The sequence below is a fragment of the Pseudoroseicyclus sp. H15 genome, from assembly GCF_054353345.1.
This window is the reverse complement of record NZ_JBTHJE010000009.1, coordinates 20,088-36,199: the sequence shown is the minus strand read 5'-3', so window position 1 is coordinate 36,199 and position 16,112 is coordinate 20,088. Positions and strand designations below refer to the sequence as shown.

At 68.9% G+C, this 16,112-nt stretch carries 17 protein-coding genes; 5 read left to right on the top strand and 12 right to left on the bottom strand.

The features are described from left to right. The first annotated feature begins 178 nt into the window (after positions 1–178). The gene (gene hspQ / locus ACXN5S_RS18965) at positions 179–505 is read left to right on the top strand and encodes a heat shock protein HspQ (protein WP_458607052.1); all 327 of its coding nucleotides are present in this window, start codon (positions 179–181) and stop codon (positions 503–505) included. On the opposite strand, the gene ACXN5S_RS18960 is transcribed toward hspQ, so the two are convergent. The 10 genes from ACXN5S_RS18960 to ACXN5S_RS18915 all read right to left on the bottom strand — a co-directional run bounded on the left by ACXN5S_RS18960 (position 502) and on the right by ACXN5S_RS18915 (position 10,283). Further along, complete coding sequence (locus ACXN5S_RS18960) at positions 502–897, bottom strand: hypothetical protein (RefSeq protein ID WP_458607051.1); 396 nt, start codon at positions 895–897, stop codon at positions 502–504. The genes hspQ and ACXN5S_RS18960 overlap by 4 nt on opposite strands. After that, the gene (locus tag ACXN5S_RS18955) at positions 894–1,979 is read right to left on the bottom strand and encodes an EscU/YscU/HrcU family type III secretion system export apparatus switch protein (protein ID WP_458607050.1); all 1,086 of its coding nucleotides are present in this window, start codon (positions 1,977–1,979) and stop codon (positions 894–896) included. The genes ACXN5S_RS18960 and ACXN5S_RS18955 overlap by 4 nt, the downstream gene beginning before the upstream one ends. Next, entirely contained in the window at positions 1,976–2,767 is a 792-nt protein-coding gene (locus ACXN5S_RS18950; RefSeq protein WP_458607049.1) for a flagellar biosynthetic protein FliR, read from the bottom strand. The genes ACXN5S_RS18955 and ACXN5S_RS18950 overlap by 4 nt, the downstream gene beginning before the upstream one ends. Then, positions 2,764–4,851 (bottom strand): flagellar biosynthesis protein FlhA, encoded by a 2,088-nt coding sequence (gene flhA, locus ACXN5S_RS18945; RefSeq protein ID WP_458607048.1) that lies wholly within the window; start codon positions 4,849–4,851, stop codon positions 2,764–2,766. The genes ACXN5S_RS18950 and flhA overlap by 4 nt, the downstream gene beginning before the upstream one ends. A 3-nt stretch (positions 4,852–4,854) precedes the next feature. After that, a complete protein-coding gene (locus tag ACXN5S_RS18940; protein WP_458607047.1) occupies positions 4,855–5,535 on the bottom strand; it encodes a lysozyme family protein in 681 nt (226 codons plus the stop codon). 94 nt (positions 5,536–5,629) lie between these two features. Beyond that, entirely contained in the window at positions 5,630–7,843 is a 2,214-nt protein-coding gene (locus ACXN5S_RS18935; RefSeq protein ID WP_458607046.1) for a hypothetical protein, read from the bottom strand. After that, positions 7,840–8,706 carry a flagellar motor stator protein MotA gene (gene motA, locus ACXN5S_RS18930; RefSeq protein ID WP_458607045.1) on the bottom strand — a complete coding sequence of 289 codons (867 nt, stop codon included), beginning with the start codon at positions 8,704–8,706 and terminating at the stop codon, positions 7,840–7,842. The genes ACXN5S_RS18935 and motA overlap by 4 nt, the downstream gene beginning before the upstream one ends. An 81-nt stretch (positions 8,707–8,787) precedes the next feature. Beyond that, a complete protein-coding gene (locus ACXN5S_RS18925) occupies positions 8,788–9,399 on the bottom strand; it encodes a MotE family protein (protein ID WP_458607044.1) in 612 nt (203 codons plus the stop codon). Beyond that, entirely contained in the window at positions 9,396–9,755 is a 360-nt protein-coding gene (locus ACXN5S_RS18920) for a hypothetical protein (RefSeq protein ID WP_458607043.1), read from the bottom strand. The genes ACXN5S_RS18925 and ACXN5S_RS18920 overlap by 4 nt, the downstream gene beginning before the upstream one ends. A 15-nt stretch (positions 9,756–9,770) precedes the next feature. After that, positions 9,771–10,283, bottom strand: coding sequence for a flagellar basal body-associated FliL family protein (locus tag ACXN5S_RS18915; protein ID WP_458607042.1), 513 nt, complete (start codon positions 10,281–10,283; stop codon positions 9,771–9,773). 126 nt (positions 10,284–10,409) lie between these two features. Here ACXN5S_RS18915 and fliF point away from each other — a divergent pair, with 126 nt between their 5' ends. The 4 genes from fliF (at position 10,410) to fliP (ending at position 13,891) form a co-directional block, all read left to right on the top strand. Beyond that, positions 10,410–12,080, top strand: coding sequence for a flagellar basal-body MS-ring/collar protein FliF (gene fliF, locus ACXN5S_RS18910; RefSeq protein WP_458607041.1), 1,671 nt, complete (start codon positions 10,410–10,412; stop codon positions 12,078–12,080). A 3-nt stretch (positions 12,081–12,083) separates the two neighbouring features. Next, positions 12,084–12,671, top strand: a complete 588-nt coding sequence (locus tag ACXN5S_RS18905) for a hypothetical protein (protein WP_458607040.1) — start codon at positions 12,084–12,086, stop codon at positions 12,669–12,671. Beyond that, positions 12,664–12,933, top strand: coding sequence for a FliM/FliN family flagellar motor switch protein (locus tag ACXN5S_RS18900; protein WP_458607039.1), 270 nt, complete (start codon positions 12,664–12,666; stop codon positions 12,931–12,933). The genes ACXN5S_RS18905 and ACXN5S_RS18900 overlap by 8 nt, the downstream gene beginning before the upstream one ends. Before the next feature lie 112 nt (positions 12,934–13,045). Then, the gene (fliP, locus tag ACXN5S_RS18895; protein ID WP_458607038.1) at positions 13,046–13,891 is read left to right on the top strand and encodes a flagellar type III secretion system pore protein FliP; all 846 of its coding nucleotides are present in this window, start codon (positions 13,046–13,048) and stop codon (positions 13,889–13,891) included. Between the two features lie 91 nt (positions 13,892–13,982). Here fliP and ACXN5S_RS18890 read toward each other — a convergent pair whose 3' ends face one another. Together ACXN5S_RS18890 and ACXN5S_RS18885 are read right to left on the bottom strand one after the other, a co-directional pair. Next, positions 13,983–15,071: a flagellar basal body P-ring protein FlgI gene (locus ACXN5S_RS18890; RefSeq protein WP_458607110.1), complete on the bottom strand. Its 1,089-nt coding sequence runs from the start codon at positions 15,069–15,071 to the stop codon at positions 13,983–13,985. 32 nt (positions 15,072–15,103) lie between these two features. Next, positions 15,104–16,111: a flagellin gene (locus ACXN5S_RS18885; RefSeq protein ID WP_458607037.1), complete on the bottom strand. Its 1,008-nt coding sequence runs from the start codon at positions 16,109–16,111 to the stop codon at positions 15,104–15,106. Position 16,112: the final 1 nt, after the last annotated feature.

Genomic DNA, 16,112 nt, shown 5'->3' with positions numbered 1-16,112 from the left:
ATCCTAACGCATCGGAGAGCGCGAGGGAACTCGGTTGCCTCACTGCCGCCGATCTGTTGCATCGCAAGGCGGCCCGGTTTTGTCGGGGGCGCCGTCACACACTGTTTCCGCTGGCTTCTTGCCTGCCCCATGGACGTGCGGATCAGCCCGTCCTATGCCTAGGCATATGGCCGGACAAATGTTAGCGACTCGCGCAAAATATCACCTCGGGCAGATCGTTCGCCATCGGAAGCACCCCTTCCGCGGCGTGATCTTCGATGTCGATCCCGAGTTCGCAAATACCGATGAATGGTACGAGGCCATCCCTGAAGAGGCCCGGCCCGCCAAAGATCAGCCGTTCTACCATCTCCTCGCCGAGAACGATCAGAACTACTACGTCGCCTATGTCAGCGAGCAGAATTTGATCGCCGACTATTCCGGCGAGCCGGTCGATCACCCCGACCTGCCAGACCTCTTCGGCCCGCTCGAAGACGGCTCTTACCCGCTGCAGGTTCAGCTCAACTAGCCCCCCTCACGCCGCTCTGCCCGCGCCGCCGCAAGGCGCGCATCGTCATGCGCCAGGCGCTTGTGCAGCTTATCGGTCGCCACCGACTGGCCGAAGATGCGGGCCAGCCGGCTGCGCTCTGCCGCCTCTTCGGCCCGCAGGCGGGCCAGCTCGATATTCAACGCCGTCAGCCGCGTGTCGATCCAGCGGTGCCATTTCAGATCGGCCCCCGCCCGCGTGGCGGGGTCGTCGAGCGCCAGCGCTGCACGACCGGCGCGGGCCTTGGCCAGCTCGGCCAGTTGCGCCTCGATCTCGCTCTGCCGGCGGCGGACTGCGGCGAGCTTGCCCTGCTCGGCCCGAAAGCGTGCCTGGGCCAGCTCGGCCAGCGCCGCCATCTGGGCGGTGCGGCTCACCGGGCGCGGGCCTTCTTGCGCATCCGCTCGGCAAAGCGGATGGCTGCGGCGACGGCGCGGTAATGGTCGCGCGAGATCTCGTCGCCGATCTCGACCGTGGCATGCAGCGCCCGCGCCGTGGGCGGATCGGCGCGAATCGGCACGTCGTGCTCGGCGGCCACCTCACGAATGCGCAGGGCGATCTCATCCACCCCCTTGGCCACGCAAACCGGCGCCCGGCCCGAAGAGCGCTCCCACTTCAGCGCGACGGCGTAATGGGTGGGGTTGGTGATCACCACATCGGCGGTCTGCACATCGATGATCATCTTGTTCATCGCCAGGCTTATGGCCCGCTGCCGCCGCTGCGCCTTCAGATGAGGGTCGCCCTCGCTCTCCTTCATCTCGTCGGTCATTTCCTTGCGGGTCATGCGCAGCTTGCGGCTGTGCTCGGCGCGCTGGAACAAATAGTCGATCACGCCGAGCGCCAAGGCGACGATGAGCACGATCAGCATGATCCCAACCAGAAAGCGCCCCAGCTCGGCCGCGATGGGGCCGGGCGGCATGGCCATCGCCTGCATCATGCGCGGCAGCTGCGAGACGGTGTAGAAGCCCAGGACCAGCGAATAGAGTACGAGTTTCGTCAGGCTCTTGGCGAATTCGAACAGCCCGGCGCGGCCGAACTTCTGCTTCAGCGATTGCAGCGGCGAGATGCGGTTGAACTTCGGCTGCAGCTTGTCGCCCGAGAAGACGAGCGCCTGCTGGCCGATCAGCGACAGGATCACCAGTGCCGAGGGCAGCAGAAACCACGGCGCCACCTGCAGCAGCACGCCGCTGGCCATCGGTGCCAGCGGCGGCTGCGGCGCGCCAGAGAATACAAGCTCTGACGTCGATGCTGCATGGGCGAGCCCGCCGGAGAGTATGTCGCCAAGGGCCGTCAGGCTGCCGCCGCCGAACGCCGTCGCGACCAGCAGGATGCCGCCATAGGCCGCCGCCGTGTTGAGATCGGTCGATTTGGGGATGTCGCCCTTGCGCCGCGCCTCGTCGAGCTTGCGCTGGGTCGGCTCGAATTCCTTCTCGGAACTCTGGTCGTCTTCGCCGCTCACGGGGGCGCCTCGAAGGGGTTGCCCAGGAACGAGAACAGCGCGTCAGACCAGAGCATCAGCAGCAACGGCGCGCAGGCGAAGAGCAGGATCAGCCCGCCGCCCGTCGCCGCCGGGGCGCCGACGAGGGTGACCATGAGCTGCGGCATCGCCTTGTTGATGACGCCGAGCACCACCTGATAGGCCAGCCCCGCCAGTACGAAGGGGGCAGAGAGCGAGAAGGCCAGCGCCATCATGCGCCCCGCCTCCGCCAGCCCCAGCTCGGCCACCATGCCGGCCGCGGGGAAGGTGCCGGGCGGCACGAGCTGCCACGACAGGATCAGGTACTCCGCCAGCCGCACATGCAGCCCCATCGCCGCCGCCAGCGCCAGCCCGGCGCTGGTGAGCAGATGGCCGATCACCGGCTGCGGCTCGCCCCCGGCGCTGGCCCCGAAGATCTGGCTCAGCGAGACCGATTGCGCCGCGATGCTGCCAGCCACCTGCAGCGCGAAGATGAAGAAGCGCAGCGCCAGGCCAAAGAGCAGCCCCGCCCCCACCTCTGCCAGCGCCACGGCGCCGGTGGCGGCGAAGGTTGCAGGCGGCGGGCCGTACTGGGCGGCGACGGCGGGCAGGGTGACGGCGGTGAAGGCGAGGGCCAGCGCGGTTTTCACCCGCATCGGCACCGATTGCTCGCCGAAGGCCGGCAGCAGCCATAGGGCGGCCCCGATGCGCAGGAAGACGAAGAACGCCACATGCGCCCAGGCCTGCCCGAGGCCGAGCAGCGCCGTCAGCTCCTCCAGCCCCAGTGTCATGCCGCGACCAGGCCGACTAGGGCGGGCCGGGCATCCATGCCGATCTCGTCGAACGACAGCACAGGGTTGGGGATACCCTTGGCCATCATCACCGTCTTCAGGAACCGCCGGCGCCGGGCCGAGGTGACGAGCGCCGGGTAGGCCCCTGTCTCGCCGGCGCGGGCGATGCGCTCGGCGATGCCATTGGCCAGCTTGTTGAACTCCTCGGGCGGCAGGGCGACATCCGCCGTGCCGCGCTCGCCGGGGATCTGGTAGGCGGTGAAGCACTCCTCCCATTCCGGGGCGAGCTGCACGAGCGGGATGGTGCCGTCGTCGCGCCGCAGCTCGGCGACGAGCTGAAAACCCAGCCGCTGGCGCACATGCTCGGCGATCTGGTCGGGTGCGCTGTGCATCTGCCGCCCCTCGGCCGCCGCCTCGATGATAAGCGGCAGGTTGCGGATCGACACCCGCTCTTCCAGCAGCAGCCGCAGCACGGTGAGCAGCGTGTCGATGGGCAGCTTGTCGGGGATCAGCTCGTCGATCATGCGCTTGTTGGCCTGGGCACGGGTGCTGTCGGACAGGCCCGTGAGCTCATCGAGCAGCCGGCGCAGCGCCTTGTGGCTGAGCAGCCGGGCAAAGTTGCGCTTGATGACCTCCAGCAGATGGGTCGCCAGCACCTCGGGCGGCGCCACCGTCGTCATACCGGAAAGCTGCGCCATTTCCTGATCGTCCGCCGCGATCCAGCGGGCGGGGGCGCCGTAGACAGGCTCTTTCACATCCTCGCCCGGCAGCGCAGCGGCATCGGGGCCCGAGAGCAGCGCGAGCAGCCGGTCGGGGCGCAGCACCTCGCGCACCTGCTCAACACCCTGAATGCGGATGACATAGGTGCCGGGCGGCAGGGCGGCATTATCGGTGAGGCGGATCTCGGGCAGGATCACCCCGAAGGCGGTGGCGACATGGGCGCGCATATTGGCGATGCGCGCATCCAGCCCCGTGGCCGGGTCGAGCACCATCTCAACCAGGTCGGGCGCGAATTCGACATGGATGTCGTCGAGATCCAGAAGGTCACCCATCGAGGTATCCTTCCGCCGTTCCTTCGTCTCCGTTGGCGCCTTCGTGGCCTCTTCCTCCTCTGCAGCCTGGCGGCGCCGGGCGGCAAACGCGCCAATGCCGAGCAGGCCGGCGCCGAGCACGAAGGGCAGGAAGGGCAGGCCCGGCACCAGCGCGAACATCAGCATGAGCACGGCGACGGTGCCGAGCGCCGCGCCGTGCTTGCCGAGCTGCGAGAACAGCGCGATATCCGTCGCCCCCGTGGCGCCGCCGCGCGCGAGCAACAGGGCCGATGCCACAGAGATGATGACGGCGGGGATCTGGCTGACGAGCCCGTCGCCCACCGTGAGGATCGAATAGGTCTCGAACGCGCGGGAAATGGGCATGCCGTGAATCACCACGCCCGCGATCAGCCCGACGATCAGGTTGAGCCCGGTGATCAGCAGGCCGGCGACCGCGTCGCCCTTGACGAACTTGGACGCGCCGTCGAGCGAGCCGAAGAACGTCGTCTCCTGCTGCTCACGCTCGCGCCGCGCCTTGGCCTCGGCATGGTCGATGGCGCCGGCAGACATGTCTGCGTCGATGGCGAGCTGTTTGCCGGGCATGGCGTCGAGCGCGAAGCGGGCGCCGACCTCGGCCATGCGGGCGGCGCCCTTGTTGATGACGACGAAGTTCACGATCAGCAGCACGCCGAAGACGACGAGCCCCAGCATCACTGAGCCGCCCATGACGAAATCGGCAAAACCCTCAATCACATGGCCGGCGGCGGCTGTGCCGGTATGGCCCTGCCCGATGATCAGCTTGGTCGAGCTGACGTTCAGGCTGAGCCGCAGCATCAGCGAGGCGAGCAGCACCGTGGGAAAGCTGGAGAAATCGAGCGGGCGCTGGATGAACAGCGTCACCGTGAAGATGAGGATGGCCAGGCCGAACGATGCGGCGAGGCCGAGATCGAGCACGAAGGCGGGCATCGGCAGGATCATCATGGTGATGATCGCCATCAGCGCCAGCGCGAGCAGGATCGTCGGCTGGAACAGGCGGGAGGAGGCTGCAGCCATGGCCTAGCTCCCCCCCAGCGGCACAAGCGACCCCATGGCGCCGTCGGCGCTGCGGCCGACGAGCAGCGGAAAGGTATTCTGCCGCGGCGCCGGCGCGGCCGCGAGCCCCGGCAGCCGCGGGTTTGGCGGCGTCAGGGCGGCGCGGATCTCGCTGAAGCGGCTGCGGTAGCGGGACGCGTAGGTTTCGTTGCGGGAATGGAAGGCGCCGGCAGCCAGGGTCCAGTCGCCGAGCTCGTCATGCAGGCGGCTGAGAAAGCGGGCGGCGTAGAGCGCGTTGGCCAGCGGTTCGAACATAGCGTCGACCGAGGCGAAGTTCTCGCCGTGCCAGCGGTAGTTGATCTGGAAGCAGCCAACATCGAAGTTGCGTGCCCCGGCCTGTTGTTTCGACATCGCCCAGGCGAGGGCGTCTTGCCGGCTGTCGAACCAGCGGCCCTCTCCCGCGGCGTTGACGGCCCAGGGCCAGGGTTGCACCTCGCCATCGACGCGGCGCCCTGTCTCCGTGCGGGTGATGGCGCGCAACACGGAAAGCGGCACATCCGTCTGCTCCGCCGCCTGGGCCGCAGCCGCATCGCAGAGCAGCCCTGCCTCAGAGGCTTGGGCGGCGGGCGCAGCCAAGGCGGCGAGCCACGCCAACAACGTCAGGATGACCGAGGCGTTGCGATGCGCCCCCTTGCCCCGTCTCATCTATGTCACCGCCGCCTTCTGCTGCCGTCTGGTTCCGGGTGAGACTAGGGCGGCATGGTTTAGATTGCGTAAGGATGGACGCGGGGAACCGCGCTCATTCCTCCGCCGCATCCACCGGGAAGCGGGCGAGCAGATCCTCCACCATGGTGCGCGTGGCTTCAGCGTCGGCCAGCAGTGCCTCGCGCCCGGCGAGGGGCGGGGCATCGGCCGGCGGCGCCGACGGGGCGAGTGCATCCGCCGCCGCTTCCGCCAGCAGTGGGTCGTCCTCTACCCCGGCGAGCCTGTCCCAGGCGCCGGCGCGCCACAGGCTCTCGGGCGCCGGCTCATCTTGGGCCGCGAGCGCCCCGGCGTAGTCACCGGCGCTCGCCTCTGCCTCGGCAATGAGCGCCTGGGCGCGCGGGTCGCGCATACCGGCGAGGGCGGCGAGCACACCATCGGTATCGCCTTGCTCCAGCGCGGCTTCAGCCCGCAGATAGCGGCGCTCGCGCATGGCGGCGCCCTGTGCTTCGCCCTGCAACAGCTGTGCGGCCCTGTCGGGGAAGCCCAATTGCAGCAGCCGGGCGGCGACGGCGTTTTCAGTGGTGGGTGTCAGGCCGGGCGGGGCAGGGGCCATCGCCTGCGCCAGAAAGCGCGAATCGTCGGCCCGGGCCGCCATCGCGGTGATCGCCGCATCGCTCAGCTCAGTGCGCCGGGCCTCGGGCAGGGGGATCGCGCCCTCCGCCGTAAGGGCCAGAGCATCCTCGAAGCGGTCTGCGGCGGTGAGGGCGCGAATCTCGGCATCGGCGAGGCGCGGCGCGTTTGCTGTGCCGCGCTGCTGGTAGCGCAGCGAGCTGGCCAGGGCGATCTCTCGGTCGCCGGGCACGCGGCCGAGCTCCAGCGACAGGTCGATGGCGCGGATCAGCGCGTCTGGTGTGAGGCTGGCGTTGTCGGCCAGCAGCGCTTCGAGCTCTGCCATGGCGGCTTCTGGCCCGTTGTTCACCTCGGTCACCTCGGTGGCCGTCAGGCGGCTTTCGGGCGAATCGCCGGTGATGGCGGGGCGGGAGATCGACATCAAAGTCTCGGCGGTAGAGCCATCCTCCACCTCGACGAAAAGCTGAGCGAGGCGCGCGCCGATATGGCCCTGCAGCGGCGGCGGCAGGGTGCGGTAGGTGAGCATCACCGCGCTGCGGCCCACCTCGCCCATGCCTTCGACGCTGCCGGCCGCGAGCGCGGCCCAAAGCGAGACGCGGCTGTCGCAATATTGCTGGCCGTCGAGGATGCCGGTCGGCGGCGGATTGCCATCGACAAGGGCGGCGAGCGCGACCAGCACCCGGTGCTCGACGGAGGGGTTGCTGCCCAGCCCCAGCGCCTCGCGCGCCTCGGCGCCGAAGCCGAAATAGAGATAGCCGCGCGCCAGCTCTTCCGCCGCGCCGGCGACGGGTCGGTCGAATTCTCCGGTCAGCGCGATGCGTCGTGGGCCGATGACGTTGGGGAAGTCCGCGCCCTCGGGCACCCAGGTGCTCATGTCGAACAGGCTGTCGGGCAGGCAGGAATCGTGCGGCGGCGCCATGGAACGCTCGCGGTCGAGAGAGGTGCGGAAGGTGACGCCCGGCTCATCTGGGCCGCTGCCCTCGGGCGGGTCGTCAGGCGCATCGGTTGGCGCGAGCATGGGGGCGTCGGGGGCGGGCACGCCTTCCAACCCAGGCTGCAGCTCGATCAGGCCGAGCGTGGCGGCGCGCGAGAGGCTTTGCAGGATATCGGCCTCCATCTCGGCGACGCGGGCGTTGTCAGGCGCAGTGACCTCGGGCGCGAAGGGCAGCAGCGGCGGTTCGGGCGCCAGCGGTCGGGGCACAACGGGAAGATCAACCGACGTAGGCCCGCCCGTCTCGGCTGGGAGCGCGGCCGGCTGCGGAGCGGGCTGCTCGTCGGAAAGTGGTGCCTCGTTCGGGCTATCCGCCGGGGGCTGGCCGTCGCGAATGTCGAGCACCAGCCGGTCGGGCCGCCAGCGAAAGATGGTGGCGTGGCAGCTCTCGCAGGCGAGGGCCAGTTCCAGCACGCCGTCGCCCTGATCCTCCAGCCCGAGCAGGCGGTCACGGGGGATGCGCGTGAAGACGCCGGAGGGATCGAAGCTGACCCCCTCTCCCAGCGCCAGCAGATAGCCGGCACCGCCGCGCCCGAGCTGCCACTCCTGTCCCTCCGGCACGGCCAGCACGAGGCGCGTGAACGTGGGGTGCTGGCCCGAGCGCATGGTAACGCTCTGTGCCAGCAGCGGGCTGGCCGCAAGGGCGACGACCAGAGCCGCGATCAGGCGGGCGAGCGTGGCGCTCATGCTGCCCCCTTGGTGGCCTTCAGCGCTTCCTCCAGCTCGGCAAAGCTGGGGCGGCAATGGCCCGGGGTGTTCTGGCGGCCGACCTCGATGCAGATGTTGGGCGCGTGGCGGTGCAGGTTGGCCACCAGCACTTCACGGATGAGCTTGTAGAAATGCACCTCTTCCGCCAGCACGTTGGTGAGCTTGGCGGCGAAGGGGCCGACGAAACCATAGGCCAGGAACACGCCGAGGAAGGTGCCGACGAGCGCACCGCCGATCATCTTGCCGAGAATCTCCGGCGGCTGGTCGATAGAGGCCATCGTCTTGATGACCCCCAGCACGGCGGCCACGATGCCGAGCGCGGGCAGGCCATCGGCCACCGCCTGCAGGGCATGGGTGGTGTGCTGCACGTGGTGCGCATGCTCCTCGAGCCGCTTTTCCAACACCTCTTCGACCTGATGGGGGTCGTCATAGTTCATCGTACCGGTGCGCAGCGTGTCGCAGATGAGGCCAATCGCGATGCTGTCGCCCTGAATTTTCGGGTATTTCGAAAAGATCTCACTCTCGGCCGGGTTCTCGATATGCTCCTCCAGCTCCACCGGGTTGGAGCGGGCGATGCGGATCAGTTCGAACAGCAGGCAAAGCAGGTCGCGGTAGTCGTCATGCTTCCATTTCGGGCCCTTGAAGACCTTGCCGAGGTCTTTCAGCGTGTGCTTCACCGTGGCGCCGTCGTTGGAGATGGCGAAGGCGCCGGCGGCGGCGCCGGCGATCATCATCATCTCGAACGGCAGGGACTTCATGATGATGCCCATCTTGCCGCCGGCCAGGATATAGCCGCCGAACACCATCACGAAGATGATGACGATCCCAATGATACCAACCATTTCGCCCCCGTCCGGCCTGTCCGAGTGATGAGCCTAGCGTCGGAGGGTTAAGATCTCCCGCACGAGGCCCGGCCTGTCGCCCTATTCGCGCGGCGCCGCAGCGTTACGCCCGGCTATGACGACCGAGAGCGAATGCGCTGTCGCCGGTTCGAGATTCGACATCACCGCGGCGGCGGCCGGCGCATTCATCCGCGCAAGGAAGCCGGCGGCGAAGTCGGGTGTCATCTGCTCGAAGAGGGCCGCCGCATCCTCGGGCTTCATGTTCTCATAGACCGCGGTGAGCCGCGTGATGTCATCCTCCGCCGCCGTCGCGGCCAGGGCCAGCGTGGCCTGAAGCGAGGCCTCGGCCTCCTGCAGGGCGGTGAGCTTTTCGGCCACTTCGGCTTCGGCGAGCCGCAGCGCCTGCATCCGGTCGGCCATCTGCGCCTCGCGCGCTTGAAGCCGCTCTTCGCGCAATTCGAAGGCCGCCAGCAGCTCTTCCGTCGCCGGGGTGCCGCCGCAGGGGCCGGGCGCCTCGCCCTCCGCCGTGACCGGGAGCAGCCCGCCGGGGCCAGAGATGGCCGCGGCAATGGCGCCATCGGCGCCGGTGGCGGCGCGCAGCAGGCCGGAGGCGAGTAGCAGAGATGCGACGGCGGCGAGCGTGCCGCGGCCGACACGGCGGGCCTTGCGGCGCGGGGCAGGGGCGGCGCTCACGACCCCGCCCCTTCCTTGCGGCGCTGGAAGAAGGGGTTCACCGGCGGCGCGGCGGCTGCCTCCTCCTCCGGTTCCGGCAGGTCGTGCAGCGAGGCGACCAGCAGCTCCAACTGGCGGGCCGCCGCCTCTGCCCGTTCGGTCGCGGCGCCGAGCCGCGCGACCGAGCCGCCGGCGGTGCCCTGCGCCTTCGCAAGCGCCCGCCCCAGATCGTCGACCTGGGCAGAGAGCACGGCCACGGCGCCACCTACGCCGCCTTCAAGGTCGGTAAACCGCCTCAGCCGTGCCGAGAGCACGAAGCAATACAGCCCGGCGCCCAGCGCCCCGGCCATCAGAAGAATGTCTGCGATCAAGGCCATCTTACCCCCTATTCGTCAATCGAGCACGAATTCCATGATCAGCAGGTCGCGCACCCGCCCTTCGCCGGTGATCACCTGCACCCGTCGCAGCATCTGTGCCCGCAGCGTGGTGAGCGCGGTGGTTTCGGCCATATCTTCCAGCTCGACGGCGCGCAGATAGGTGTTCAGCACGTCGGTGATCCGGGGCATGACCGAGGTCACGTCGGCCTCGAAGCCCGGCGTCACTTCGAGCTGAGCGCTGAAGCGAAGGTGGCTGTGGGCGCTGCCGGGCGGCAGGTTCACCACGATCGGGTCCATCGGCAGGAAGGCGGTGGGCCCCAGCTCGGGCAGATCGGCTTCCTCGCCCGTCACATGGGCCTCACCTTCCGAATCGTGGCTGCCGCCGATCAACCCGGCGCGCACCGCGAAAAAGCCGCCGCCGCCCCCGGCCAGCGCGAGCACCAGCCCCAGGATCAATGGCAGTTTCGACTTCTTTTTCGGCGGGGCCTCATCGGCCCCCTCGCTTTCGACGGCGGTCGCGTCGGTCATTCCATGCCTCTTCTGCGGCGCTTCAACCGGGAGGGTGATAAACCGAGAGTGGCTAACCGAACTTTAAGCCTGCTGAGGCATCCATGAGCGGCCGGGGAGAACCCCGGTGTACATGGGAGAGACGTCTTGCAGAGCCTCACCTCGGTCTGGTCCGGCCTCGATTCGCGCCGCCGCATCATTGCTGTCGGCGCGGCGCTGGCTGTGTTCGCGGCGGTGCTGGGGCTGGCGCGCGGGGCCGGCTCGCCGCAGATGGCGCTGCTTTATGGAGGGCTGGAGGCGCAGGCCGCCGGCGATGTGCTGGCGGCGCTGGACGGGCAGGGCGTGGCCTACGAAGTGCGTTCCGGCGCCATCTACGTGCCGCAGGCCGAGCGCGACGCGCTGCGCATGAGCCTCGCGGCAGAGGGGCTGCCCGCCAATTCCGCGCAAGGCTACGAGCTGCTCGATTCGCTCTCCGGCTTCGGCACCACCAGCCAGATGTTCGACGCCGCCTATTGGCGCGCGAAAGAGGGGGAGCTGGCGCGCACCATCCTGACCTCGCCGCATATCCGCTCTGTCCGCGTGCATATTTCTGCCCCGTCTTCCCGCCCGTTCGAGCCCGATTCGCGGCCCACGGCTGCGGTGACCGTCACCACGGCGGATGGCGCGCTCTCCACCGGCTTCGCCAAGGCCCTGCGCTACCTCGTTGCCTCCGCCGTGCCCGGCCTTTCGCCTGAGGATGTCGCGGTGATCGACGGCGACACGGGCCTCGTCACCGCCGAGGATGAGGGCGCGGCCGCCAATGATGGGCGCGCGGAAGAGCTGCGGGCCCGGGCCGAGCGCTTGCTCGAAGCTCGGGTGGGGCGCGGCAACGCCATTGTCGAGGTCTCGGTCGAGACGGTGACCGAGAGCGAGCAGATCACCGAGCGCCTGGTGAACCCCGACAGCCGCGTCGCGATTTCGACCGAGGTCGCCTCCTCTTCCTCTTCGGCCCAGAATGCCGCCGAGGGGCAGGTGACCGTGGCCTCCAACCTGCCGGACGGTGCGGCGGGCGCCGATGGCGGCGGCGGCTCCTCCGAGAACAGCGAATCCCGTGAGCTGACGAATTACGACTTCTCAGAGACGTCGCGCGAGGTGCTGCGCGCCCCCGGTGCCATCCGCCGCCTGACGGTCGCCGTTCTGGTGAACGACGCAATTACGCTTGACCCGGATACCGGCGAGGCGGTGAGTACCCCCCGCGCTGCCGAAGAACTGGAGGCGCTGGGCGCCCTCGTGGCCTCCGCCGTGGGGCTGGATGAGAGTCGCGGCGATGAGCTGACCGTGCGCGCCATGGCCTTCCAGCCCTCGCCGCTCCTCGAAGAGGGCACCGCCGGCCTGCCCAGCGGCAGCCTGCTCGATACGATGATGCTCATCCAGCTCGGCGTTCTGGCGCTTGTGGCCCTCATTCTCGGCCTCTTCGTCGTGCGCCCGATCATGGCCGGGCAGCGCGCTGCCGCGGCGCTACCGGAGGCTGACGCCCCGGGCGGCGCGCTGCCTGCCCCCTTGAATACGGGCTTCGCCAGCGCCTTTCCCACCATGGGTAATGCGCTGCCCGCGCCGGATGGCCAGGCGCCCGGCGGCGGCCTGCCCGGGGGGTTCCCGGCCATGGGCAACGGCTTCGCCCCCGAGGGCGGGGGCCTTCCGCCGCTCGGCGTCGGTGGCGGGGCAGACCTGAGCGGCGAAGATCCCGTCACGCGCCTGCGCAAGCTGATCGAAGAGCGCCAGGACGAGACCATCCAGATCCTGCAGAGTTGGATCGAAGACCCGGAACCGGAGGTGTAACCCATGGCACAGGCCGCCCTTCTGGAAGATTTCGACGCCGCCCCTCCGGCCCCGCCCCCGGTCGCGCCCGAGCCGACCGGCCCCAGCCCGGACTACCTTGAAGGCCTGGCAGACGGCCGCGCCGCTGCCGAGGAAGAGGCTGCCGCCCGCCGGGATGCCGCCGCCGAAGAGCTGGCGCAGATCCTGCAGGCCATGGATTTCACCTTCGTCGAGGCGCGCGCCCATGTGCTCGCGAGCCTCCGCCCCCTCGTCACGATGTTGGCCGAACAACTGTTGCCCGCCCTGGCCGAGGCGGCGCGCCTGCCCGCACTGATCGATCTGGTGATGCAGGCCGCAGAGGCCGACAGCCGCGCCCCCCTGCAGCTTACTCTTTCCCCCGGCCTGCACGCCGCGCTGGCACCGCAACTGCCGCTCTCCGGCGGCCCGCCGATCGACTGCCGGGCAGACCCATCGCTGCCGGAGGGCCGTGCCTTGTTGATGACCGCAGCGGGCCGGGGCACCGCGCTCGACTATTCCGACTACCTGGCCGGGCTGCAGGCAGCCCTCGCAGCCCTGGCCGAAGAAAAGACGATGAGGATCGAGCATGGATGAATCGAAGAGCAACCCGCTGCACAGCCTGCCGCTGGAGATTGTCGTCTCGGTCGGCCGGGCCCGACCGCTGGTGCGTGACCTGCTCGACATGGGCGAGAATGCCGTCCTGGCGCTGGACAAGCGCATCGACGACCCCGTCGAGCTGTTCATTGGCGACCGGCTGATCGCCCGTGGCGAGTTGCAGCAGATGGAGGGCGACGACACCGGCCAACTCGCGGTGCGCCTGACCGAAGTCGTCTCGCTCGGCGCGGCGGAGGATTGAGATGCGCTTCACAGGCGGGCCTTATGGGCCCCGCGCCTCTCAGGGCGACGGCTCTGCCGTGGCCGACGGCCTGATGCCGGCCATCTTCGTGGACTTACGGTCGTTTCCGGCCATGAACGATGGACGTTCTCGCGCTACGTCGACGCGAAGCGCCGGGCGAGACCTCTCTCGCCGTGACCGGGATGCCGGTCTCCACCAAGCGCCGCCAAGACAGCGCCACCTCTACCGATGGCTCGCCGTCATCACTGCCGCACTGGCGCTGACCCTCCTTCTCGGGGAGCCGGCTGCAGCGCAGAGCGTCACGCTCGATCTTGGCGACGGCGGTTCTCTCTCGGCCACCACGATCCAGCTCTTCGTTTTGCTGACTGTCCTCAGCCTGGTGCCAGGGCTGGCCATCATGCTGACCTGCTTCCCCTTCGTCGTGACTGTGCTGGCGATCCTTCGCCAAGGCATCGGCCTGCAGCAATCGCCGCCCAATATGCTGATCGTCAGCCTGGCGCTCTTCCTCACCTGGTTCGTAATGGAGCCGGTCTTCACCGCAGCGTGGGAGGGCGGTGTCGCCCCCTTCCTGGACGGCGCGATCGAGGCGCCCGCAGCGCTCGATGCAGCCCTCGCTCCATTCCGCAGCTTCATGGCCGGCCGGATGGACGCCGAGACCTATGCCTCGCTCGCCAGCCTGCGCCCCGATGTGGCGGTTGCCGCGCCCACACCGGAATCGCCTCTGTCGGTGCTCGTGCCGTCGTTCCTGCTGTCGGAAGTCGCACGCGCCTTTCAGGTGGGCTTCCTCATCTTCCTGCCGTTCCTCATCATCGACCTCGTCGTCGCCGCGATCCTGATGTCGATGGGCATGATGATGGTGCCGCCCGCCGTTGTCTCGCTGCCCTTCAAGCTCGCCTTCTTCGTGGTGGCGGACGGCTGGACGCTCCTCTCGGAAAGCCTCGTGCGCTCCTACTTCTAGAGACGCTTGTCGGGGCTGAGCGGCACTGGGTTCCTCGCCATCTCCGCTTCAGAAAACTCGGGGTACAGGCCACTCGCCCATCGCGGCGATCTCAGCGAACGATGAATTCCGCATGCAGCGCCCCGGCGGCGCGGATGCTCTTCAGGATGTCGATCATGTCGTTCGGGGCGACCCCGAGCGCGTTCAGTCCTGCCACCACTTCCGACAGCGAGGTGCCGCCGTCTACCTCGGCGAGGCCGGTGCCGGGGTCGTTCTGGATGCCGGCATTGGTGCGCGGCACCACGATGGTCTCGCCGGGCGAGAAGGGGTTCGGCTGGATCACGAGCGGCGCCTCTTCGATGCGCAGGGTGAGGTTGCCCTGGCTCACAGCGACGCGGCTGATGCGCACATCTTCGCCCATCACGATCGTGCCGGAGCGCTGATCTACAACGACACGGGCGCGGATCTCGGGCTCCACGAGGATATTCTCGATCCGGCCCATGGCATGGGCCGGGCTGGGGGCGCCGGTGCTGCCAATGTCGATCTCCACCGTGCCGGCATCCAGCATCAGCGCGACGGGTCGACCGAAGCTGCCGTTGACCGCCGCCTCGATGCGGGCGGCTGTGGTAAAATCGGGTGTGCGCAGCGCCAGGCGCAGAGAGGACAGCGCCCCGAAGTCGAACGCCACCTCCCGCTCGACTGTCGCGCCGGCGGGGATGACGCCGGCGGTCGGCACGCCTTGGGTGATGCGGGCAGCGTCGCCCTCTGCCGTGATGCCGCCGGCGATGATGGTGCCCTGGGCGACTGCGTAGATTTGCCCATCTGCCGCGTTGAGCGGAGTCATCACCAGCGTGCCGCCGAGCAGCGAGGAGGCGTCGCCTATGGCAGAGACCGTCACATCGATGGGAGAGCCGGCGCGCGCGAAAGGCGGCAGCTCGGCTGTCACCAAAACGGCGGCGACATTGCGGGGGCGGAACTGCTCACCCGTTACGTTCACGCCGAGCCGCTCTAGGATGTTCGACATGATCTCTTCGGTGAAGGGCGCATTGCGCAGCCCGTCGCCTGTGCCATTCAGCCCGACGACCAGCCCGTAACCGAGCAGGTCGTTGGCGCGCACGCCGTCGAACTCCACCAGATCCTTCAGCCGCACGGGTGCGGCCTCTGCCGACGTTATGGGCCAAAGCGCCAGGCCGAGGGCCATGGCCGAAACGAAGCCGCGCAGGCGCCGCCGCATCAGATGTACCTCGTCAGCGTCAGGTCAGACAGACGGGCGGTGAGGAGGTAGTGTGTCTCCAGCTGGATCTGCACCTCCTGCAGGGCAGCGGCGGTGGTGAACGGGTCGGCATTGACCATGTCGTTGCGCAGAATGGCGAGCGAGGTCTTCTCGGCGCCGAGGCGAACGCGGGTTTCCTCCACCCGTTCTTCGCCGATGCCGAGCCGGCCCTGCAGCGCGGCGAGCGCGGAGCCGGCCGAGAGCAGCTCTTCGCCGGCGCGGTGCATGACGCCGGCAGCCTCCGGCAGGGCCAGCGACGGCACGCCATCCATCGCCACAGCGGCTAGGGCGGCGCCGGCGAGGACGCGGCGGATAGCCGGATCGTCGGCCCGCGCCTCCATCGTGATCACGGGGCCCTGGCCGATGCGGCGGGTGGCGAGCGCGCCGGTGTCGCCGAGATAGCCGGCGCTGTCGAAGCCGCCGCCGGTGTCGAAATAGGCGAGCACTTCCGTCACCAGCGCATCGGCATCCGCGGGCGCGGCGGCGCTGATGGTGGCGCGCAAATCGGCGAGAATATCGTCTGCGGGCGCGAGCGGAGCACCATCACTATCTGTGCCGGCAAACAGGGCCTGGCCGCCGTAGCGCGTGCCGAGCGCGGTGACGACATCGTTGAACGTGAGCTCACCGTTCTGGGCGCCGGTGACAAGTTCGGCGCGGCCGGGTTCCGGCGAGATGCCCATGAGATTGCTCACCAGAAGGCTGCGCGTGTCGTCGACGCGGCTCAGCGCGAACTGGCTGGTTGAGAGGAGGTTGGCGAGGTCGGTTGCGGCGCCGACCTCGGTCTCTACCATGCTCAGGCGGGCATTCACCTCGACCAGGCGACCCTGGCTGGCGCCGAGATGGGCGGGGAGGTCGCGGTGCTGGCCCGTCGAAAGCTCTTCGCCGTAGCGGTTGAGCTTCTCCTTGAGCGCGACATTGGACTTCATGAGGAAGTAGTTCTGCGCCCCGTCGCCGATGGTCATGGCCATG